Source organism: Polaromonas sp. YR568, from assembly GCF_900116715.1.
Taxonomy (GTDB): domain Bacteria; phylum Pseudomonadota; class Gammaproteobacteria; order Burkholderiales; family Burkholderiaceae_C; genus Polaromonas.
The window spans coordinates 311,522-329,933 of record NZ_FPBM01000003.1 but is presented as its reverse complement, the minus strand read 5'-3'; the positions used below and the strand labels follow the sequence as shown (position 1 = coordinate 329,933).

Sequence of the window (18,412 nt, the reverse complement as noted above, 5' to 3'; positions counted from 1 at the left end):
ATCCACACTGGTTTTCCGGAGTCACCACATGCCCGTCAATCTGGTCGCCACACCCGCCGCGGACCTTTACCCTGTACCCGGCGTGCACTGGGGCATCACCGAAGCGGGTATCCGCAAAGCCAACCGCAAGGATCTTTCCGTGCTGTTGCTCGATGAAGGCGCGTCGGTAGGCGCGGTTTTCACGCAAAACCGCTTTTGCGCGGCGCCCGTGCAGATTTGCCGCGAGCACCTGGCCAAAAACGACGGCAAGACAGCAGGCATTCGCGCCATGGTGATCAACACCGGCAATGCCAATGCCGGCACCGGTGACGACGGCCTGAGCCGCGCGCACGCCACCTGCATCGCGCTGGCCCGCCTGCTGGACCTCGCGCCCGAGCAGGTCCTGCCGTTTTCCACCGGCGTCATCATGGAGCCGCTGCCCAACGACCGCATCGCGGCAGGCCTGCCGGCCGCACTGAATGCCGCGAAGGAAGACAACTGGGGCAACGCGGCTGAAGCCATCATGACCACCGACACGGTGGCCAAGGCTTTTTCCAAGCGCATCAAGCTTGGAGGCGCGGAAGTCACGATCACCGGCATCAGCAAGGGCGCGGGCATGATCCGGCCCAACATGGCCACCATGCTGGGCTTTATGGCGACGGATGCCTGCGTGGCCCAGCCGCTTATGGCGCAACTGGCCAAAGAGCTGGCCGAAGGATCCTTTAACCGCGTGACGGTGGACGGTGACACCTCGACCAACGACTCCTTTGTGGTGGTCGCCAGCAACAAGGCCAAACACGCACCCGTGACCTCGCTGGACAGCGCCGACGGCCAGGCCCTGCGCGCCGCCATGCTCGACATCGCGAAGAAGCTGGCGCAGGCCATCGTGCGCGACGGCGAAGGCGCGACCAAATTCATGACCATCCAGGTTGAAGGCGGCAAGACCGGCGAAGAATGCCGCAAAGTGGCCTATGCCATTGCCCATTCGCCACTGGTGAAAACCGCGTTCTTCGCCAGCGACCCCAACCTTGGCCGCATCCTGGCCGCCGTGGGTTATGCCGGCATTGACGATCTGGACCAGACCAAAATCGACTTGTACCTGGACGACGTGCTGGTGGCCAAAAACGGCGGCCGGCACCCGGGCTATGTCGAGGCCGACGGCCAGCGCGTGATGAAGCAAAGCGAAATCACGGTGCGTGTGGTGCTGGGCCGCGGCGCGGTGTCCGACACCGTCTGGACCTGTGATTTCTCCTACGACTACGTCAAGATCAACGCCGATTACCGCAGTTAAGCGGCGCAGAAAAAATGAACGAGCAGTTTGAACGCCTGATCACCCGCGTCGAGTCCCTGATGGCGCGGATCGAATCCGTGCTGCCGCAGCCCCTGAGCGCACCGGACTGGAGCGCCTCCGTCGCCTACCGTTATCGCAAGCGCAGCTCCGGCCACGGCTCGCTGGAGCCGGTGCGGCACATCGGCAACATGAGCCTGGGCGACCTCAAGGAAATCGAGGACCAGAAGGAAAAGATCAAGCGCAACACCGAGCAGTTTGTGCTGGGCAAGCCTGCCAACAACGTGCTGCTGACAGGCGCGCGCGGCACCGGCAAGTCTTCGCTGATCAAGGCCTGCCTGAACGCCTATTCTTCGCGCGGGCTGCGGCTGATCGAGGTCGACAAGGCCGACCTGACCGACCTGCCGGACATCGTCGACGTGGTGTCCGGCCTGCCCGAAAAATTCATCGTCTTCTGCGACGACCTGAGTTTTGAAGAAGGCGAGCCGGGCTACAAGGCGCTCAAATCCATCCTGGATGGTTCCATCGCAGCGGCCACGCCCAATGTGCTGATCTACGCGACCAGCAACCGGCGCCACCTGCTGCCCGAGTACATGACGGAAAACCTCACCTACACGCGCAGCGACGACGGCGAGGTGCACCCCGGTGAAGTCGTGGAAGAAAAGATTTCGCTGTCCGAGCGCTTCGGCCTCTGGGTCAGTTTCTACCCCTTCACCCAGGACGAATACCTGACCATCGTCGCGCAGTGGCTGTCGTCTTTCGGCGTGGGCCCGGACGCGATCGCGGCGGCAAAACCGGCCTCCCTGGTCTGGGCGCTGGAGCGCGGCTCGCGCAGCGGCCGCGTGGCCTACCAGTTTGCCCGCGACTACGCCGGCCGCGACAGTGCCAGCCGTCCCGTGGCGGCGCCGGCCATCGCGGCTTACGAGCGGCCGGGCGCTGCAGCTGCGGCTCCCTCTGACCAAGCCCCAGACCATTCGACATGAGCGTGCTGGTCGCCGACGGTGAGCGCCCGCGCGAGGGCGGCGCGGACCGCAAGGTGGTCGATGTCGCGGTTGGCGTGCTGATCCGGCCCAACGGTGAGTTCCTGCTCACATCGCGCCCGTCCGGCAAGGTCTACGAAGGCTACTGGGAGTTTCCGGGCGGCAAGCTCGAGCAGGGCGAAAGCGTGGAAGCCGCGCTGCGCCGCGAGCTGCAAGAAGAAATCGGCGTGACCATCGCGGCCGCACATCCCTGGAAGGTCGAGATGGTCGACTACCCTCACGCGCTGGTGCGTCTGAATTTCTGCAAGGTGTTTGAGTGGACCGGCGAGCTGCAAATGCACGAAGGCCAATCTTTTGCCTGGCAGTCGCTGCCGGTCAGCGTGCAGCCGGTCTTGCCGGGCACGGTGCCGGTACTGGCCTGGTTTGCCGAAGAGCGTGGCTTTGCGGGCACGACCTGCTGAGCGGCCGCTTCTTTACCGCTTCAGCCCGCAAATACCCAGTTTTTGCTTGCCCCCAGCACGGCGTCGGGATAGGGCGACTTTCCGCGCGAGCCGTTGTAGCGGCCCAGGCCCATGAACAGGTCACCGCGCTCCCTGTCCAGGTAGTGGCGCAGGATCACGCAGCCAAAGCGCAGGTTGGTCTGCATGTGAAACAGCTTGCCGGGGTCGCCGTCGCCGATCACGCGTGTCCAGAAGGGCATTACCTGCATGTAGCCGCGCGCGCCGACGTTGCTGACTGCGAATTTGCGGAAGTTGCTCTCGACCTGGATCAGGCCCAGCACCAGCGTGGTGTCCAGCCCGGCGCGCTTGCTTTCATACCAGACGGTCTGCAAAAACTCCTTGCGGATCTGCCACTCGGGTTTTTTCTTCTTGAGGCGGTCGCTCATGGCGCCCAGCCAGCGCAAGTAGGTGAGCCGGCTTTCGGTATCCCTGAACTCGGGAATGGGCGGCGCCTGGTTGGCGACGGCCGAGCTCAGCGCGGTGCGCACCGAGTCGATCAGCGGTTCTTCGATCTGCGCGCCGGCCTGGGCCAGCCCGGGCAGCAGTAGCTGGCCGCCCACGAGTGGCAAGGCCAGCAGACACTTTCTTCTGGAGAGCTGCCCTGCTGCCGTCACGGAGTCTGCGAAAGCCATGCGAATGCCAAAACGCCCGCTGTGGTCAAAGCGCCAGCTTTCCCTTGAGGAAGTCGAAGGCGCCGGCCGCATCGATCTTGCTGGAGGTCGCGTCGCGGCGGTGCTGGTATTCCAGCTGCCCTTCTTTCAGCCCGCGGTCGCCGATGGTGACGCGGTGCGGCACGCCGATCAGTTCCCAGTCGGCAAACATCGCGCCGGGACGCTCGCCGCGGTCATCCAGGATCACGTCAACGCCGGCGGCGAGCAGCTCGGCGTAGAGCTTGTTGGCGGCCGCCTCGACTTCGGGGAAGCGGTCAGGGCTGATGGGGCAGAGCACCACGGTGAACGGCGCGATGGCGTCGGGCCAGATGATGCCGCGCTCGTCGTGGTTTTGCTCAATGGCGGCGGCCGGCAGGCGTGTGATGCCGATGCCGTAGCAGCCCATTTCCAGGAATTGCGGCTTGCCGTTTTCACCGAGGAAGGTGGCGTTCATCGCCTTGCTGTATTTGGTGCCGAGGTAGAACACATGGCCGACTTCGATGCCGCGTTCAATGACCAGCGCGCCTTTGCCGTCGGGTGAGGGGTCGCCCGCCACCACGTTACGGATGTCGGCCACCAGCGTTGGCTCTGGCAGGTCACGGCCCCAGTTGACGCCGGTAAGGTGAAAGTCGACTTCGTTGGCGCCGCAGATCCAGTCGGCCAGCGCGGCGACTTCGCGGTCGGCCACCAGCTTGACGGGTTTTTTCAGGTTCAGCGGGCCGAGGTAACCCGGCTTGCAGCCGAAGTGGTCTTCAATTTCGGGCAGAGTCGCAAACCGGAAGTTGGCCAAGCCCTCGACCTTGCCGACCTTGATCTCGTTCATGTCGTGGTCACCGCGCAGCAGCAGCAGCCAGACCTGCGACTTGACGACCTTGCCCGTCTCGTCGAGTTCGTCGGTGGCCAGCACCAGCGACTTGACCGTGGTCTGCAGCGGAACGCCCAGCAGCTCCGCCACATCGGCGCAGGTGGCCTTGCCGGGCGTGGGTGTTTTGGCCATGGCCTTGGAGGCCGGCTTGCGCGCGCCCTGGGGCGCCAGCGCCTCGGCTTTTTCCATGTTGGCGGCGTAGTCGCTGCCGGGGCAGTAGACGATGGCGTCTTCGCCCGTTGCGGCGATGACCTGGAACTCTTCGCTCAGGTCGCCGCCTATGGCGCCGCTGTCGGCCGCAACCGCGCGGTAAGTGAGGCCGAAGCGGTCGAAAATCTTGCGGTAGGCGGCCGCCATGACCTGGTAGCTGACCTTGGCGCTGTCCTGGTCGCGGTCAAAGCTGTAGGCGTCCTTCATGATGAACTCGCGCCCGCGCATCAGGCCGAAGCGGGGGCGGCGTTCGTCGCGAAACTTTGTCTGGATCTGGTACAGGTTTTTGGGCAGCTGCTTGTAGCTCTTGATGTCCTGGCGCATCACGTCGGTGACAACTTCTTCGCTGGTCGGCTGCACGACAAAGTCGCGGCCGTGGCGGTCCTTGATGCGCAGCAGCTCGGGGCCCATTTTTTCAAAGCGGCCGGTTTCCTGCCAGAGCTCGGCCGGCTGGATCACCGGCATGGTCATCTCGACGGCGCCGGCCCGGTTCATTTCCTCGCGCACGATGGCCTCGACCTTGCGGATCACGCGCAGGCCCATGGGCATGTAGTTGTAAACGCCGGCGCCCAGTTTCTTGATCATGCCCGCCCGCATCATGAGCTGGTGGCTCACGACTTCTGCGTCGGCAGGCGCTTCCTTGAGGGTGGAAATGAAGAACTGGGAGGCTTTCATGGGCGGTTTTCTGGAATTCCGGGGACGGAAAAAAAGGTGGAAAAGAGGTAAAAAAGGAACGAAAAACGAACGGAAAACGAATCAAATGGGGGTGCTGCAGTCCGCTGTGCGCTTGGCGCTCGGGCCTTCGCTGTGCATAATGGACTCAGTTTAAAAAATTTGAGGTTTGATTATGCTTGACCGGGACGGCTTTAGGCCCAACGTCGGCATCATCTTGCTCAACCAGAGAAGTCAGGTATTTTGGGGCAAACGTATCCGTACCCACTCGTGGCAATTTCCGCAGGGTGGCATTGATCGGGGCGAAAATCCCGAGCAGGCCATGTACCGCGAGTTACATGAAGAAGTGGGGCTGTTGCCGCAGCATGTGAATGTGCTGGCCCGAACCCGAGACTGGTTGCGCTATGAGGTGCCTGACCGGTTCATCCGCCGCGATGCGCGCGGACATTACAAAGGCCAGAAACAGATCTGGTTTCTCCTTCAACTGGTCGGCCACGACTGGGACTTGAACCTGCGCGCAACCGACCACCCCGAGTTCGATGCCTGGCGCTGGAACGACTACTGGGTGCCGCTGGACGTGGTGGTGGAGTTCAAGCGCGGAGTGTATGAAATGGCGTTGACCGAGCTGTCGCGCTTTGTGCCGCGTGTGGACAACCGCAATGACGCCCGGCCGGACCATCGCAACCGCTACCTGCGCGGCGGCCTGCACCAGCGCGACCACGCGGGACAGCCCGGCGTGGCCGGAATCCATGCCCCGGGCGAGTCTCTTCACGCCCAGATCAGGCCCGGCGCTTCTTTTGAATTGCCGCCGGGCGCCACTTTTGAACCTGATCCGCAAACCAGCCTGGATGCGGATCCCACTTCCCCAAAATCATGAAACTCAAACTGGCCTTGCTGGCCTCGTTATTCCTGACGGCTCTTTACACTTCGAGCCCGGCCCAGGCCCAGGCTTACGCACTCGAGGACCCGGCCGACTGGAAGGAAATCGACACGCCACCGCCGCCGGCGTTTGACATCAAGAAGCTGATCACGTTCGAGGTTTCGCCCAATTCCCAGCTGACCTACGGCGTGGACCCTGCAGCCATCAGCATCTCCGAGAAAGACGGGATCGTGCGCTATGTCGTGGTGGCTTCCAACGCCAGCGGCGCCAGCAATGTCATGTATGAAGGCATTCGCTGCTCGACCGGCGAGTTCAAGACCTACGCCCGCTATTCGTCGGATGGAAAGTGGACCAACGTGAGCAATCCGCAATGGCGCTCCATGTTTGACAACATGCCGTCCAAACACCCCTTGCGCCTGGCCCGCGCCGGCGCCTGCGACAGCGCGGCCCCCGCGACTTCGGTTAATGTGCTGGTCAGGCGGCTGAAAAACCCGAATTTCAGGATCGAGAACTAAGCCGGCCGGCCTGGCTGGGCGCTTGTGCAGGCGCTAGCGGGTCAGTACGAGGTTGGTGCGGTGGACCATCTCGGGCTCGCCCGTGTAGCCCAGCAGTTTCTCGAACTCCGAAGACGCCTTGCGGCAAATCAGCCGGGCCTCCGCGCTCGAATAGTTGGCCAGGCCGCGGGCGATTTCCACGCCCTCAGGGCCCCGCACGGCGATGACGTCGCCGCGGGAAAATTCGCCCTGAACGGCCGTCATGCCGATGGGCAGCAGGCTCTTGCCTTCGTCCCGCACCTTGCCCACGGCGCCGGCGTCCACCGTGACCGCGCCGCGCATCTGCAGGTGGTCGGCCATCCACTGCTTGCGGGCCTGCATTTTCTGGGTCTGTGCCACCAGCAGCGTGCCGATGGGCTCGCCTTGCGTCAGCCGGATCAGCGCCTGCGGCTCGCGGCCCCACGCGATGACGGTTGAGGCGCCCGAGCCCGCGGCGCGCTTGGCCGCCAGGATTTTGGTGATCATGCCGCCCTTGCCGATGCTGGAGCCCGCGCCGCCTGCCATGGCCTCCAGGGCCGCGTCGCCGGCTTTGGCCTCGTGCACAAACTGCGCAGCTGGGTCTTTGCGCGGGTCGGCGGTGTAGAGGCCTTTCTGGTCGGTCAGAATGACCAGCGCGTCGGCCTCCACCAGGTTGGCGACGAGCGCGCCCAGGGTGTCGTTGTCGCCGAATTTGATCTCGTCGTTGACGACCGTGTCGTTCTCATTGATGACGGGCACCACGCCGAGTTGCAGCAGGGCCAACAGGGTGGAGCGCGCGTTGAGGTAGCGCTCGCGGTCGGCCAGGTCGGCGTGCGTCAGCAGGACCTGGGCGCTGCCGATGCCGTTCTCGCGCAGCTTGGTTTCATAGACCTGGACCAGGCCCATTTGGCCCACCGCAGCGGCGGCCTGCAACTCGTGAATGGCCTTGGGCCGCGTGGTCCAGTTCAGGCGCTTCATGCCTTCGGCAATGGCGCCGCTGCTCACCATGATGACTTCCCGGCCGTCCTTGACGAGGGCGGCCAGCTGCTCGCACCATTGACCGATAGCCACGGCATCGAGCCCGCGGCCTTCATTGGTGACCAGGCTGGAACCCACCTTGACCACAATGCGTTTGGCGTTGCGCAGGATGGGGGAGCCTGTTTTTTCTTGCATGTTGAGGTACTTTTCAGGCTCTAGCCCAATGAATACGAGGGTAAGTAGCTATTTTTTCTATAGCAGGCGCCGCTGTGCGCCTGCCCGTGGATTTGGCCAAAAACAAAGGCGTCAGGACGATTCGGGCGGCTCTGGGGGCAACGGGGCGAAGCGCGGATCGACTTCCTCCACGGGTTGCTCGCTTTTCTGAACCTGCTTGACGTGCTGGTAGATCGTCTTGATCAGGTGCTCGCAGCCTTCGCGCGTCAGCGCCGAAATCTCGAACACCGGGCCCTTGAATTTGAAGCGTTTGACGAAATCCTTGACGATGGCCGCGCGCTTTTCGGCGTCCACCATATCCAGCTTGTTGAGCACCAGCCAGCGCGGTTTTTCGTAGAGCGCCTCGTCGTATTTCTTGAGTTCACCCACGATGGCCTTGGCTTGCGCGACAGGGTCCACACCCTCGTCGAAAGGGGCCAGGTCCACAATGTGCAGCAGCAGGCGTGTGCGCTGCAGATGCCGCAGGAAAAGGTGGCCCAGGCCGGCGCCTTCAGAGGCGCCTTCGATCAGGCCCGGCAGGTCGGCCACCACAAAGCTTTGCTCCGGGCCGACGCGCACCACACCCAGATTGGGGTGCAGTGTGGTGAAAGGATAGTCAGCGATGCGGGGGCGGGCGTTGGACACCGCCGAGATAAAAGTGGATTTGCCGGCATTGGGCATGCCCAGCAGGCCGACGTCGGCCAGCACTTTCAGCTCAAGCTTCAGGCTTTTGCGCTCGCCGGGCCAGCCGGGTGTCTTGCTGCGCGGCGCGCGGTTGGTGGAGCTTTTAAAGCGCAGGTTGCCGAAGCCGCCGTCACCGCCTTTGGCGATCAGCACCTGTTCACCGGGAACCAGCAGCTCGTAAAGCACTTCCCCGGTTTCGCCGTCGGTCAGGATGGTGCCGACCGGCATCTTGAGAATGATGTCGTCGCCCTTGGCGCCGAACATGTCCGAGCCCATACCGTGCTGGCCGTTGCGGGCCTCATGGCGGCGCGAGAAGCGGAAATCCACCAGGGTGTTCAGGTTGATGTCTGCCACCGCATACACATGGCCGCCGCGCCCGCCGTCGCCGCCATTGGGGCCGCCGAACTCTTTGTATTTTTCGTGGCTGAACGAGACGCAGCCACTCCCGCCATCGCCTGCGGCAATGTCAATAAAGGCTTCGTCAACAAATTTCATGATGGAGTGCTGCGGTTAAAGCGTGTGCGGCAGAGGCCGGAGATCAAGTTTACAAATAAAAAAGCCCCGACAGGTCGGGGCTTCGTTTCAGTCGAAGTGACTTGCCGAAGTGATCAGCTTAGGCCGGGGTCACATTCACGGTGTGCTTGTTCAGCGCGCCTTTGGTCGAAAACGAGACCGAGCCGTCAACCAGTGCAAACAGGGTGTGGTCCTTGCCGATGCCGACATTGACGCCTGGATGGAACTTGGTGCCGCGCTGGCGAACGATGATGCTGCCTGCGTTGATGACTTCGCCGCCAAATTTCTTCACGCCAAGCATTTTGGGCTGTGAATCACGCCCGTTTCGCGTAGAGCCGCCGCCTTTTTTCTGTGCCATTTTTCGTTACTCCTGGTACGTCCCTGCTCAGCCGGCGATAGCGCCGATTTGCAGTTCCGTGTAGTTTTGACGGTGGCCTTGGCGCTTTTGATAGTGCTTGCGACGGCGCATTTTGAAAATGCGAACCTTGTCGTGCCTACCTTGCGAAAGGACAGTGACTGTAACAGTGGCGCCGGACACCAAGGGCGTACCAACCGTGATCGAGCTGCCGGTGCCGACAGCCAAAACCTGGTCAATAACGATCTCTTGGCCTACGTCCGCAGCAATCTGTTCTACTTTAATTTTTTCTCCAGTAGCAACCTTGTATTGTTTGCCACCGGTTTTTATGACCGCGTACATGTAAGACCTCGTAATTTGAGTTCTGCAGACGGATTTCCGCAGAGCCCAATATTCTAGCATGCCGGGCCCAAATTGGCCAGAAGCCCCGTTTTGAGGCCTTTTCGGGCCAAATCAGCCGGCCGGGCCGGGCATGGCGGGCGGGGTGCTTTCTATAATCTGCCCAAACTTACGTCTGGACCCGCCTTTTGTCTGCCAATTCCTCAAGCACCGCCGCAGCCCTCGCCCTGATTGCCGACGACATGCGGGGAATGGACGCGGTGATCGAGCTGCGCCTGAAGTCCGAAGTACCGCTTGTGAGCCAGGTCTCCCGGTACATCGTCGCGGCCGGCGGCAAGCGTCTGCGGCCGGCCTTGCTGCTGCTGATGTGCGGCGCTTTGGGCTACAGGGAAGCGCAGCGCTACAACCTTGCAGCCGTCGTCGAGTTCATCCACACCGCAACCCTTTTGCACGACGACGTGGTGGACGAGTCCACCCTGCGCCGCGGGCGTGCCACCGCCAATGAGGCCTTTGGCAACCCTGCCAGCGTGCTGGTGGGCGATTTTCTGTATTCCCGCGCTTTCCAGATGATGGTGGAGGCCGGGGACATGCGCATCATGCAAACCCTGGCCGAGGCAACGAACGTGATTGCCGAGGGCGAGGTGCTGCAGCTCATGAATATGCATGACGCGGGCCTGTCCGAAGAGGGCTACCTCAGGGTGATCCGGTCGAAGACGGCCAAGTTGTTTGAGGCGAGCGCCCGCCTGGCGGCGTTGCTGGCGCAGTCCCCGGCCGCGATCGAACAAGGTTGCGCGGATTACGGCCAGGCGCTGGGCACCGCCTTCCAGGTGATCGATGACGTGCTGGACTACGACGGTGACGTGTCGGAAATGGGGAAAAATCTGGGCGACGACCTTAGGGAGGGCAAGGCGACCCTTCCGCTCATCATTGCCATGCAGCGGGGCACCGAAGAAGAGCGCACCACCATCCAGCAGGCCATTGAAACCGGCGGAACCGACCAGATGGCGCGCATCATTGCAATCGTTCACGATACGGGGGCCCTGCAGGCGACCCGGGATGCGGCGGCGGTAGAAGCGCAGCGCGCACTGAACGCCTTGCAGTTGCTGCCGCAAAACATTTACAGTAATGCCTTGATGCAACTGGCCTCCCAATTGCTGGAGAGGCGTTCCTGACAGCCGGTTGCTGGTGGCGGGGTGTAGCTTAGCCTGGTAGAGCGCTACGTTCGGGACGTAGAGGCCGGAGGTTCGAATCCTCTCACCCCGACCAGTCCTGCTGGCCTGTTTTCAGCCCGATATGTGCGTTTCTTCGCACAGTTCCAGCGTCCCCAGGGGCGACGCAGGTGTTTTCGATTTACACCTATGAATCTATAGGCGATGATACCTATTTGAGTTAAACCCCGAGAACCATGGCCGCTGTCGATACCGCTATTAACCAACCGCCGTCCATGGCCCTACCCGGCTTGGGCCGGGCTTTGGTGATGGCCGGAAAATTGCAGCAGAAGGCCGCCGAGGACATTTTCCGCAAGGCCCAAAGCAGCCGCACCAGCTTTATTGCCGAATTGACCGGTTCCGGCGCGGTGTCTGCGTTTGATTTGGCCCACACCATGTCGACGGCTTTTGCCGCCCCTTTGCTGGATCTGGAAGCCATCGATGTGCAGCGCCTGCCCAAAGGCCTGCTCGACGCCAAGATTTGCGCGACTTACCGCATCGTTGTCCTGAGCAAGCGCAACAACCGGCTGATCGCCGCGACCGCAGACCCCTCCGATCAGGAGGCGGCGGAAAAAATCAAGTTTTCCACCCAGATGGGGGTGGACTGGGTCATTGCTGAATATGACAAGCTGTCCAAGCTGGTGGAGGCTTCCAACACCACGGCCGCGGAGGCCATGGAAAGCATCATCGGCGACGACTTCGAATTCGACGAAGCCAGCACCGAGACGACCGAAGACAGTGAAGCCAGCGTTTCCGAGGTTGAGGACGCGCCGGTCGTCAAGTTTCTGCAGAAAATGCTGCTTGACGCCTTCAGCATGCGGGCGTCGGACCTGCATTTCGAACCGTTTGAGCACACCTACCGCGTCCGCTTCCGGGTTGACGGCGAGCTGCGGGAAATTGCGTCGCCGCCCGTCGCCATCAAAGACAAGCTGGCAGCGCGCATCAAGGTGATCTCAAAGCTGGACATCTCGGAAAAGCGCGTGCCGCAGGACGGCAAGATGAAGCTCAAGATCGGTCCGGACCGGGTCATCGATTTCCGGGTGAGCACCTTGCCGACCATGTACGGCGAAAAAATCGTTATCCGTATTCTTGACCCGAGCAGCGCCAAACTCGGTATTGACGCGCTGGGTTACGAGGCCGTTGAAAAAGAGCGCCTGCTGCACGCCATCCAGCGACCCTATGGCATGGTGCTCGTGACCGGCCCGACTGGTTCGGGCAAAACGGTGTCTCTTTACACCTGCCTGAATATTCTGAACAAGCCGGGCGTCAATATCGCTACCGCGGAAGACCCGGCCGAAATCACCTTGCCGGGCGTCAACCAGGTCAGCATGAACGACAAGGCCGGCATGACCTTCTCGGTCGCGCTCAAGGCGTTTTTGCGGCAGGATCCCGACATCATCATGGTCGGTGAGATTCGCGACCTTGAAACGGCCGACATTGCGATCAAGGCCGCGCAAACCGGGCATATGGTCATGTCGACGCTGCACACCAACGATGCGCCGACCACATTGACGCGTATGCGCAACATGGGCATTGCGCCTTTTAATATCGCTTCCAGCGTGATTCTGATCACCGCCCAGCGACTGGCGCGGCGCCTGTGCGTCAACTGCAAAACCCCAGCGGACATCCCGCGTGAGACCCTGCTTGACGCGGGCTTCAAGGAAGAAGACGTAGATGGTTCGTGGACGCCTTACCGGCCGGTCGGTTGCTCAATGTGTACGAATGGTTACAAAGGCCGGGTCGGTGTTTATCAGGTCATGCCCATTTCCGAGGAGATTCAGCGTATCGTCCTTCGCGACGGTAGCGCCCTGGAAATTGCAGCCCAGGCGGAGGCCGAAGGCGTGAAAAGCCTTCGGGTGTCGGGTTTGTCCAAAGTTAAACTCGGCCTGACTTCGCTGGAAGAGATTCTGGGCTGCACCAATGTGTAAACCGAGGCATTCAGAAGCCGGTACATGGCGGCGCGACCGGACTGACGGCGCGCGCTGAGGCTGTCCATACAACGAGAAAGCATCATGGCAACTGCAGTATCCAAGGGCATCAAGGAATTTGTTTTCGAGTGGGAGGGCAAAGACCGGGGCGGCAAGCAAGTCCGCGGTGAAATCCGGGCCGCCGGCGAGAACCAGGTCAAGTCATCGTTGCGCCGGCAGGGCGTGTTACCCACCAAGATCAAGAAGCGCAAGATGCGCGCCGGCAAGTCCATCAAGCCCAAGGACATTGCCATTTTTACCCGCCAGCTGGCCACGATGATGAAGGCCGGTGTGCCGCTTCTGCAGGCGTTTGATATTGTGGGCCGCGGCAACCCCAATGCCAGCGTGACCAAACTGCTCAATGATGTGCGTACCGACGTGGAAACCGGTACTTCCCTGAGTGCAGCCTTCCGCAAGTTCCCGCTGTATTTCAATGCGCTGTATTGCAACCTCGTCGAAGCCGGTGAGGCGGCCGGTATTCTGGAGTCGCTGCTGGACCGGCTTGCGACTTACATGGAAAAGACCGAAGCGATCAAGTCGAAGATCAAGTCGGCTTTGATGTACCCCATTTCGGTGATGGTGGTCGCATTTGTGGTGGTTGCCGTGATCATGATTTTTGTGATTCCGGCGTTCAAGACGGTTTTCTCTTCATTCGGCGCGGATTTGCCGGGCCCCACGCTGGTCGTTATTGCGATCAGCGAATTTTTCGTTGCCTACTGGTGGTTGATTTTTGGCGGTATCGGCGGCGGACTCTACTTCTTCTTCCAGGCCTGGAAGCGAAGCGAGAAAATGCAAAAGTTCATGGACCGGGTCCTGCTCAAGATACCCGTGTTTGGCGCCTTGATTGAGAAGTCGTGTATTGCACGCTGGACGCGTACGCTGGCCACCATGTTCGCGGCCGGTGTGCCGCTTGTCGAAGCGCTGGACTCTGTCGGCGGTGCATCCGGTAACTCGCTGTTTGCGGATGCCACCGAAAAAATCCAGCAAGAGGTTTCCACCGGAACCAGCCTGACCGCTGCCATGACCAATGCCAACATCTTCCCTTCCATGGTGCTTCAGATGTGCGCCATCGGCGAGGAGTCCGGCTCCATCGATCACATGCTGGGCAAGGCTGCCGACTTTTATGAGGCCGAGGTCGATGAGATGGTGGCCGGGCTTTCGAGCCTGATGGAGCCCATCATCATTGTGATCCTGGGATCACTGATCGGCGGGATTGTGGTCTCCATGTACTTGCCTATTTTCAAGCTGGGTCAAGTCGTCTGATGGGGACTGGTTTCGGGCCGGCGTTTGATGCGTTGCTGGCCGGTTTTTTTGGCCTGTTGTTCGGAAGCTTCCTGAACGTCGTCATTTACCGGCTGCCGAAGATGATGGAGCGCCAATGGGCGCAGGAATGCGCCGAACTGACGGACACTCCCCAGGAGCCCGCTGAAAAATTCAATTTACTGGTGCCGCGTTCGCGCTGCTCCAGCTGCGGTCATGTCATTGCCTGGTATGAAAACATTCCAGTCGCCAGTTACCTGTTTCTCAAGGGCAAGTGCTCGGTTTGCGGCGCGTCTTATGGCTTGCGTTATCCCGTCATAGAGGCCGTCACGGGTGCTTTGTTCTTTTTTTGCGTATGGCGCTGGGGTTGGTCACTGACGGCGCTGGCATGGTGCGGCTTTTCTGCGGCGCTGCTTGCGCTGGCCATGATTGACTGGGACACGACCTTGCTGCCGGACGACATCACCTTGCCCTTGCTGTGGGCCGGCCTGATCGTCGCCGCGTTGCAGTGGAACCCTGCGGTCAATCTGTCCACGGCATTGTGGGGTGCGGTTGCAGGCTACCTCTCTCTCTGGCTGGTGTACTGGGCTTTCAAGCTCGCGACCGGCAAAGAGGGTATGGGCTACGGGGACTTCAAATTGTTCGCCGCGCTGGGTGCCTGGTTTGGGTGGCCTGCGCTGGTCCCCATCATTTTGATGGCGTCGGTGATAGGCGCCGTGATTGGCATTGCGCTCAAGTTCTCCAGCAAACTGCGAGAGGGCGGCTACGTCCCATTTGGTCCGTTCCTGGCGGGTGCAGGCTTTACCGCCATGATTTTTGGGCCCCAGTCGATTCTGCGGTTTGCCGGTCTCTGATGCCATGCGCGGTACGGCCTTGCGTATCGGCCTGACGGGCGGAATAGGGAGCGGAAAGAGCACGGTCGCCCGAACGCTGGTGGCTTGTGGGGCGGCCCTGGTGGATGCGGATGCGATTTCGCGGGCGGTTACCGCCGCTGGTGGCGCCGCCATACCGGAGATTGCTGCGCAATTCGGCTCACACCTCGTCGCGGCCGACGGCGCCATGGACCGGGAGCGTATGCGGCAGCTCGCGTTTGATGACCCGGGCGCCAGGCGCCGCCTGGAATCCATTGTTCACCCTTTGGTGGGTCTCGAAACATTGCGGCAGTACGAACAAGCCGCGGGCGCCGGCAAGCGCTGCGTCGTTTTTGACATCCCTTTGCTCGTGGAGTCCGGGCGCTGGCGGCAGCAACTGGACCAGGTGCTGGTCGTCGATTGCAGCGAAGCCACCCAAATCGACCGTGTCATGGCCCGTAATGGCTGGCCCCGGGATGTTGTGGAGAAAATCCTGGCAGGACAGGCCAGTCGCAGCCAGCGTGTGGCGGCAGCAGACATTTGCCTTTATAACGATGGGGTTTCCCTGGACGCCCTTGATGCCGAAGTCCGCCGGCTGGCCGGGCGCTTCGGGCTATGATGCACAGACACACACCTCCATTGAAGCCGACGAAAATAGCGCTGTGATTCTTTACGAGTATCCCTTTAACGAACGCATACGCACCTATTTGCGACTGGAGCACCTGTTTCGCCGCCTTGGCGAGCTGGTGGAGCGCGACACGCCGACTGATCATCATTACGGCATCACGACCATTTTCGAGATCATGGACGTGGGCGCCCGGGCGGACCTGAAAACCGACGTGCTCAAGGATCTTGAGAAACAAAAACATGTTCTCAACGGCTACCGCGGCAACCCGGCCATTTCCGAGGCGGTTCTTGACGAGGTCACCGGCCAGCTCGAAGGCTGCTTTTCGGCCCTGAACAGCCTGCCGGGCAAGGCCGGCCAGTCGCTCACAGAAAACGATTGGCTGATGAGCATCCGCAGCCGCGTCGGTATTCCGGGGGGCACCTGTGAATTTGATTTGCCGGCGTATTTTGCGTGGCAGCAACTGGATGCCGCGACGCGCAAACAGGACCTGCAGCGCTGGATCACCCCACTGGTGCCTCTGGCCGAGTCGATTCGTGTGCTGCTGACTTTGCTGCGCGACTCCGGCGCGCCGCAAAAAGTCGTGGCGCCGGCCGGGCAATACCAGCAGACGCTGCCTCAGGGGCGCACCTTTCAGCTGCTGCGCCTGCGGATTGACCCCACGCTGGGGCTGATTCCGGAAATCAGCGGCAACCGGCTGATTGTCTCGGTGCGCCTCATGCGCCATGAAAGCGATGATCGGCTGCACGCCAGCACCGAGGATTCGGCGTTCGAGCTGACACTCTGCTCCTGATCCTGACCGCGCCTTCCGACCTGGTTGATTTATTCAGAACCGCCTGAAGCCATGCCCGTCATGAAAAAAGACTCTTCTCCCGTCAAGCTGGTGGTATGCCCCGGCTGCGGCGGCGAGAGCATTTACGCACCCAGCAACCCCTTTCGCCCCTTCTGCAGCGAGCGCTGCAAGAACATCGATCTGGGCGCCTGGGCCAGTGAAGGCTTTCGTCTGCCGGCCGATACGCCGCCCGACGATGAGGTGTTTGGAGATCCGAAACTGCAATAAGAATTGGCTTGCCGGACAAGCGGCGTCCCCGCATCCGGCAGGCTTGGGGAGCGTCATCGCGTGAGGGCGCGAGGGCGTATGTGAGAGTGAAGAGAGTGATGAGTGAAAAGTGAAGAGGGAGGATCAAAAATGAACGCAAAGTTCTTCAAGGGGCCTGTGCTGGCCCTGCTGGCGGCCGCCGTTTTGCTGGGCGGCAGTACCTTGGCTCAAGCGGCGCCGGATAGCGACAAACCCGCCAAACCAAAATCGAAAAAGACCAAAGCCAAATCCGAAAAAGCCGGCGCTGCGGGTACCGGCGGCAAGGTCAAATTCATCCGCGGTTCCGAAGAAACGCCCGCCCAGCGCAGCGCCCGGCTCAAGCGGGAATGCAAGGGCGGCGTGAACGCGGGCGCCTGCGCGGGCTACACGAACTGACCGGCTCCGGGGCTGACCGGCACTGTGGCAGGGCCCGGTGCGCGGCTTCAGCTGGCGGTGGCGCCCAGCACTTGCTGGAGTTCACCGCTTTGGTACATCTCCATCATGATGTCCGAACCGCCGATGAATTCGCCCTTCACATAGAGCTGGGGAATCGTCGGCCAGTTGCTGAATTCCTTGATGCCGTGGCGGATTTCCTCGTCTTCCAGCACGTTCACGGTGGCGGGCTTGTTGATACCGCAGGCCTTGAGCACCTGGATGGCGCGGCCTGAAAAGCCGCACATGGGGAATTGGGCCGTGCCCTTCATGAAGAGGACAACGTCGCTGGATTTGACGATTTCGGCGATGCGTTGCTGGGTAGGGTCGGTGTTGCTCATGATGAAGTCCTTTAGGAATCCTGGGGTGGGCCGGAAGGCCATGCCGGGCTGAGAATTTTCAGCCGGGACATTTCATATTTCAGTTAAATGGAATCTGGAAACCAGAATTCAACGGGCTGATTATCCCGCCGTTTGGTTTTTCGCGTGATTCCCGGCCTGCCGCGTCAGCCGCCCGGCCACAAGCCACCCGAGCAGCGCTCAATGCCGGCCAGATCCTGCCGGCTTTGAACCTGCTCAAAACCTCCGCTGACCAGCAACTCGCGCACTGCCACCGCCTGGTCGTAGCCGTGCTCCAGCAACAGCCATCCGCCCGGCAGCAGGCTGGCGGGTGCCTGCCGCACGATTGCCCGGATGTCGTCCAGCCCATCCGGGCCGGCTGCCAAGGCGGTCAGCGGCTCATGCGTCAGTGCGTCCAGATGCGGATCTGCGCTCGCGATGTAGGGCGGATTGCTGACGATAAGGTGAAAGTGTTCGCTAACTTCCTGGAGCCAATGGCTTTGAACGAAATCCACGTCAAGGCCCAAACGGGCCGCGTTGTCCCGGGCTACGTCCAGGGCGCCCGCACTGGCATCTACGGCAACGACATGACCTTGGCGGCCAGCCGTTTTCAGGCTGTGCGCGATGGCCAGCGCAATCGCGCCGCTGCCTGTGCCCAGGTCCAGAATCTCCGGCGCTGCCAGCATGCCGGGGCTTTGCAACACTTCCAGCGCCCAGTTCACCAGCGTCTCGGTGTCGGGCCGCGGCACCAGCACGCGGGCGTCCACCTGCAAAGCCAGGCCGAAAAATTCCTTGCTGCCCACGATATAGGCCAGCGGCTCGCCGGCGGCCCGGCGCAGGCTCAGGGCGCGAAAGTCCTCGGCGGTTTGTGGCGGCAGCACATCCGTGTCGTGCGCCAGCAGCCAGGCGCGCGCATCAGCGGGCTTGCCGAGCGCATGCAGCAGCAGCAACTGGGCGTCCAGGCGGTCCAGCCCCAGGGTTTGGGCGGCCGCCAGGGCTTGCGCGCAGCTGGGTGAAGTCGTGGACGGGTTCATC

Annotated in this window: 21 protein-coding genes and 1 tRNA gene; 14 read left to right on the top strand and 8 right to left on the bottom strand. The window is 61.7% G+C overall.

Annotation, left to right across the window (positions count from 1 at the left end):
• Positions 1 to 28: 28 nt before the first annotated feature.
• Genes argJ through BM408_RS09030 form a run of 3 tightly spaced genes read left to right on the top strand, consistent with a single transcriptional unit; the run spans position 29 to position 2,708 of the window.
• Positions 29 to 1,270, top strand: a complete 1,242-nt coding sequence (gene argJ / locus BM408_RS09040; protein ID WP_092129134.1) for a bifunctional glutamate N-acetyltransferase/amino-acid acetyltransferase ArgJ — start codon at positions 29 to 31, stop codon at positions 1,268 to 1,270.
• 14 nt (positions 1,271 to 1,284) lie between these two features.
• Positions 1,285 to 2,250 (top strand): ATP-binding protein, encoded by a 966-nt coding sequence (locus BM408_RS09035; RefSeq protein WP_092129132.1) that lies wholly within the window; start codon positions 1,285 to 1,287, stop codon positions 2,248 to 2,250.
• On the top strand, positions 2,247 to 2,708 hold the full coding sequence (locus BM408_RS09030) for an NUDIX domain-containing protein (RefSeq protein WP_092129130.1): 462 nt from the start codon (positions 2,247 to 2,249) through the stop codon (positions 2,706 to 2,708). Before BM408_RS09035 ends, BM408_RS09030 begins: the two co-directional genes overlap by 4 nt.
• A gap of 20 nt (positions 2,709 to 2,728) precedes the next feature.
• Here BM408_RS09030 and BM408_RS09025 read toward each other — a convergent pair whose 3' ends face one another.
• Together BM408_RS09025 and BM408_RS09020 are read right to left on the bottom strand one after the other, a co-directional pair.
• Positions 2,729 to 3,379, bottom strand: coding sequence for a lytic transglycosylase domain-containing protein (locus tag BM408_RS09025; RefSeq protein ID WP_092129528.1), 651 nt, complete (start codon positions 3,377 to 3,379; stop codon positions 2,729 to 2,731).
• A gap of 25 nt (positions 3,380 to 3,404) precedes the next feature.
• Positions 3,405 to 5,147: a proline--tRNA ligase gene (locus tag BM408_RS09020; protein WP_092129128.1), complete on the bottom strand. Its 1,743-nt coding sequence runs from the start codon at positions 5,145 to 5,147 to the stop codon at positions 3,405 to 3,407.
• A 172-nt stretch (positions 5,148 to 5,319) separates the two neighbouring features.
• Between BM408_RS09020 and BM408_RS09015 the strand changes: the two genes are divergently transcribed.
• On the top strand, positions 5,320 to 6,021 hold the full coding sequence (locus tag BM408_RS09015; protein WP_092129126.1) for an RNA pyrophosphohydrolase: 702 nt from the start codon (positions 5,320 to 5,322) through the stop codon (positions 6,019 to 6,021).
• Positions 6,018 to 6,539 (top strand): CNP1-like family protein, encoded by a 522-nt coding sequence (locus BM408_RS09010; protein WP_092129124.1) that lies wholly within the window; start codon positions 6,018 to 6,020, stop codon positions 6,537 to 6,539. The genes BM408_RS09015 and BM408_RS09010 overlap by 4 nt, the downstream gene beginning before the upstream one ends.
• 33 nt (positions 6,540 to 6,572) lie before the next feature.
• Here BM408_RS09010 and proB read toward each other — a convergent pair whose 3' ends face one another.
• The 4 genes from proB to rplU form a co-directional block, all read right to left on the bottom strand.
• On the bottom strand, positions 6,573 to 7,709 hold the full coding sequence (gene proB / locus BM408_RS09005) for a glutamate 5-kinase (RefSeq protein ID WP_092129122.1): 1,137 nt from the start codon (positions 7,707 to 7,709) through the stop codon (positions 6,573 to 6,575).
• A gap of 111 nt (positions 7,710 to 7,820) precedes the next feature.
• Positions 7,821 to 8,906, bottom strand: a complete 1,086-nt coding sequence (cgtA, locus tag BM408_RS09000) for an Obg family GTPase CgtA (RefSeq protein ID WP_092129120.1) — start codon at positions 8,904 to 8,906, stop codon at positions 7,821 to 7,823.
• Between the two features lie 118 nt (positions 8,907 to 9,024).
• Positions 9,025 to 9,282 (bottom strand): 50S ribosomal protein L27, encoded by a 258-nt coding sequence (gene rpmA, locus BM408_RS08995; protein ID WP_092129118.1) that lies wholly within the window; start codon positions 9,280 to 9,282, stop codon positions 9,025 to 9,027.
• A 27-nt stretch (positions 9,283 to 9,309) separates the two neighbouring features.
• Positions 9,310 to 9,621, bottom strand: coding sequence for a 50S ribosomal protein L21 (gene rplU / locus BM408_RS08990; RefSeq protein ID WP_007868028.1), 312 nt, complete (start codon positions 9,619 to 9,621; stop codon positions 9,310 to 9,312).
• Positions 9,622 to 9,806: 185 nt separating this feature from the next.
• Between rplU and BM408_RS08985 the strand changes: the two genes are divergently transcribed.
• From BM408_RS08985 to BM408_RS08945, 9 genes are all read left to right on the top strand, one after another.
• Complete coding sequence (locus BM408_RS08985) at positions 9,807 to 10,790, top strand: polyprenyl synthetase family protein (protein WP_092129116.1); 984 nt, start codon at positions 9,807 to 9,809, stop codon at positions 10,788 to 10,790.
• Positions 10,791 to 10,807: 17 nt separating this feature from the next.
• Positions 10,808 to 10,884 (top strand) — tRNA-Pro (locus tag BM408_RS08980).
• 139 nt (positions 10,885 to 11,023) lie between these two features.
• Positions 11,024 to 12,754, top strand: coding sequence for a type IV-A pilus assembly ATPase PilB (gene pilB, locus BM408_RS08975; RefSeq protein WP_092129114.1), 1,731 nt, complete (start codon positions 11,024 to 11,026; stop codon positions 12,752 to 12,754).
• An 84-nt stretch (positions 12,755 to 12,838) separates the two neighbouring features.
• Positions 12,839 to 14,056, top strand: coding sequence for a type II secretion system F family protein (locus BM408_RS08970; RefSeq protein WP_092129112.1), 1,218 nt, complete (start codon positions 12,839 to 12,841; stop codon positions 14,054 to 14,056).
• Positions 14,056 to 14,907, top strand: coding sequence for a prepilin peptidase (locus tag BM408_RS08965; RefSeq protein WP_092129110.1), 852 nt, complete (start codon positions 14,056 to 14,058; stop codon positions 14,905 to 14,907). Before BM408_RS08970 ends, BM408_RS08965 begins: the two co-directional genes overlap by 1 nt.
• Before the next feature lie 4 nt (positions 14,908 to 14,911).
• Positions 14,912 to 15,523, top strand: coding sequence for a dephospho-CoA kinase (gene coaE, locus BM408_RS08960; protein ID WP_092129526.1), 612 nt, complete (start codon positions 14,912 to 14,914; stop codon positions 15,521 to 15,523).
• 43 nt (positions 15,524 to 15,566) lie between these two features.
• Positions 15,567 to 16,322 carry a cell division protein ZapD gene (gene zapD, locus BM408_RS08955; protein ID WP_092129524.1) on the top strand — a complete coding sequence of 252 codons (756 nt, stop codon included), beginning with the start codon at positions 15,567 to 15,569 and terminating at the stop codon, positions 16,320 to 16,322.
• Positions 16,323 to 16,382: 60 nt separating this feature from the next.
• The gene (locus BM408_RS08950) at positions 16,383 to 16,589 is read left to right on the top strand and encodes a DNA gyrase inhibitor YacG (protein ID WP_092129522.1); all 207 of its coding nucleotides are present in this window, start codon (positions 16,383 to 16,385) and stop codon (positions 16,587 to 16,589) included.
• 129 nt (positions 16,590 to 16,718) lie between these two features.
• Positions 16,719 to 17,003 (top strand): hypothetical protein, encoded by a 285-nt coding sequence (locus BM408_RS08945; RefSeq protein WP_092129108.1) that lies wholly within the window; start codon positions 16,719 to 16,721, stop codon positions 17,001 to 17,003.
• 47 nt (positions 17,004 to 17,050) lie between these two features.
• Here the strand turns inward: BM408_RS08945 and grxD are convergent, their stop codons facing one another.
• Together grxD and prmC are read right to left on the bottom strand one after the other, a co-directional pair.
• The gene (grxD, locus tag BM408_RS08940; RefSeq protein ID WP_092129106.1) at positions 17,051 to 17,380 is read right to left on the bottom strand and encodes a Grx4 family monothiol glutaredoxin; all 330 of its coding nucleotides are present in this window, start codon (positions 17,378 to 17,380) and stop codon (positions 17,051 to 17,053) included.
• A 164-nt stretch (positions 17,381 to 17,544) separates the two neighbouring features.
• Positions 17,545 to 18,411 carry a peptide chain release factor N(5)-glutamine methyltransferase gene (gene prmC / locus BM408_RS08935; protein WP_092129104.1) on the bottom strand — a complete coding sequence of 289 codons (867 nt, stop codon included), beginning with the start codon at positions 18,409 to 18,411 and terminating at the stop codon, positions 17,545 to 17,547.
• Position 18,412 lies beyond the last annotated feature (1 nt).

Excerpts from the sequence above, each read along its gene's own strand:
- BM408_RS09015 (WP_092129126.1), top strand. The coding sequence starts at position 5,320 with ATGCTTGACCGGGACGGCTTTAGGCCCAACGTCGGCATCATCTTGCTC.
- prmC (WP_092129104.1), bottom strand. The coding sequence starts at position 18,411 with ATGAACCCGTCCACGACTTCACCCAGCTGCGCGCAAGCCCTGGCGGCC.
- BM408_RS09030 (WP_092129130.1), top strand. The coding sequence starts at position 2,247 with ATGAGCGTGCTGGTCGCCGACGGTGAGCGCCCGCGCGAGGGCGGCGCG.
- BM408_RS08970 (WP_092129112.1), top strand. The coding sequence starts at position 12,839 with ATGGCAACTGCAGTATCCAAGGGCATCAAGGAATTTGTTTTCGAGTGG.
- BM408_RS09020 (WP_092129128.1), bottom strand. The coding sequence starts at position 5,147 with ATGAAAGCCTCCCAGTTCTTCATTTCCACCCTCAAGGAAGCGCCTGCC.
- BM408_RS08965 (WP_092129110.1), top strand. The coding sequence starts at position 14,056 with ATGGGGACTGGTTTCGGGCCGGCGTTTGATGCGTTGCTGGCCGGTTTT.
- cgtA (WP_092129120.1), bottom strand. The coding sequence starts at position 8,906 with ATGAAATTTGTTGACGAAGCCTTTATTGACATTGCCGCAGGCGATGGC.
- BM408_RS09025 (WP_092129528.1), bottom strand. The coding sequence starts at position 3,379 with ATGGCTTTCGCAGACTCCGTGACGGCAGCAGGGCAGCTCTCCAGAAGA.
- argJ (WP_092129134.1), top strand. The coding sequence starts at position 29 with ATGCCCGTCAATCTGGTCGCCACACCCGCCGCGGACCTTTACCCTGTA.
- rplU (WP_007868028.1), bottom strand. The coding sequence starts at position 9,621 with ATGTACGCGGTCATAAAAACCGGTGGCAAACAATACAAGGTTGCTACT.
- pilB (WP_092129114.1), top strand. The coding sequence starts at position 11,024 with ATGGCCGCTGTCGATACCGCTATTAACCAACCGCCGTCCATGGCCCTA.
- coaE (WP_092129526.1), top strand. The coding sequence starts at position 14,912 with ATGCGCGGTACGGCCTTGCGTATCGGCCTGACGGGCGGAATAGGGAGC.
- proB (WP_092129122.1), bottom strand. The coding sequence starts at position 7,709 with ATGCAAGAAAAAACAGGCTCCCCCATCCTGCGCAACGCCAAACGCATT.
- BM408_RS08950 (WP_092129522.1), top strand. The coding sequence starts at position 16,383 with ATGAAAAAAGACTCTTCTCCCGTCAAGCTGGTGGTATGCCCCGGCTGC.
- BM408_RS08945 (WP_092129108.1), top strand. The coding sequence starts at position 16,719 with ATGAACGCAAAGTTCTTCAAGGGGCCTGTGCTGGCCCTGCTGGCGGCC.
- grxD (WP_092129106.1), bottom strand. The coding sequence starts at position 17,380 with ATGAGCAACACCGACCCTACCCAGCAACGCATCGCCGAAATCGTCAAA.
- BM408_RS09035 (WP_092129132.1), top strand. The coding sequence starts at position 1,285 with ATGAACGAGCAGTTTGAACGCCTGATCACCCGCGTCGAGTCCCTGATG.
- BM408_RS09010 (WP_092129124.1), top strand. The coding sequence starts at position 6,018 with ATGAAACTCAAACTGGCCTTGCTGGCCTCGTTATTCCTGACGGCTCTT.
- rpmA (WP_092129118.1), bottom strand. The coding sequence starts at position 9,282 with ATGGCACAGAAAAAAGGCGGCGGCTCTACGCGAAACGGGCGTGATTCA.